The 760-nt window shown below is 62.4% G+C and carries 2 protein-coding genes; both read left to right on the top strand.

Annotated features, from left to right (window positions below; translation table 11 throughout):
- Nucleotides 1-311: 4Fe-4S dicluster domain-containing protein (locus CKO31_RS26235; RefSeq protein ID WP_306341794.1), on the top strand; the 311-nt coding region annotated here is incomplete at its 5' end.
- A gap of 6 nt (nucleotides 312-317) precedes the next feature.
- On the top strand, nucleotides 318-760 hold a 443-nt coding region (gene nrfD, locus CKO31_RS26240; RefSeq protein ID WP_200243910.1), incomplete at its 3' end, for an NrfD/PsrC family molybdoenzyme membrane anchor subunit.

Below are 760 nucleotides of genomic sequence, written 5' to 3' on the forward strand. Positions count from 1 at the left end.
GTCCATACTGGGCTCGTCGCTTCAATTGGACCGAGCCGCAGATCCCGGCGGCCGAGGTCAATCCGGAAACGCACTATTTGGGCAACCGGCCGCGAGGCGCCGGGGTCGTAGAAAAATGCCACTTCTGCATCCAACGCAGCCGCAGGGGCCTGCAACCTGCCTGTGTGGAGGCATGTCCGAACGGCGCCCGGGTCTTCGGCAATCTATTGGATCCGGACAGCGAGATACGCTATATCCTCGCCAACAAGACGGTCTTTCGCTTGAAAGAGGAGTTGGGCGCAGACCCCAAGTTCTGGTTCTACACCGACTGAGTACGCATGCAGAGCCTCGGGTCCTTCCTAAGCGACGCCCTGGGCGCGATGTTCCGGGGCGACCGCCGCTACCAACTCTGGATCACCGCCTTGAGCGCCTTGGTGCTCGTTGGGTGCTGGCAGTACGTCGATCAGTTGCGATTCGGACTGGTGACGACCGGCATGAGCGACCAGGTATCCTGGGGCTTTTACATCGCGAACTTCGCGTTCCTCGTCGGCGTCGCGGCGTCGGCAGTGCTCCTCATCATCCCTGCCTACGTCTTCAATCGCAAAGACGCCGAAGAAGTCGTGCTCCTGGGCGAGGCCATGGCGGTCGCCGCGGTCGTGTCCGCGATACTGTTCGTCATCGTCGACCTGGGCCGACCGGACCGGCTGTGGCACATGCTGCCGCTCCTGGGTCGATTCAACTTTCCGGCATCCATGCTGGCCTGGGATGTCGTGGTCCTGGG

The organism is Thiohalocapsa halophila (assembly GCF_016583825.1).
Taxonomy (GTDB): domain Bacteria; phylum Pseudomonadota; class Gammaproteobacteria; order Chromatiales; family Chromatiaceae; genus Thiohalocapsa; species Thiohalocapsa halophila.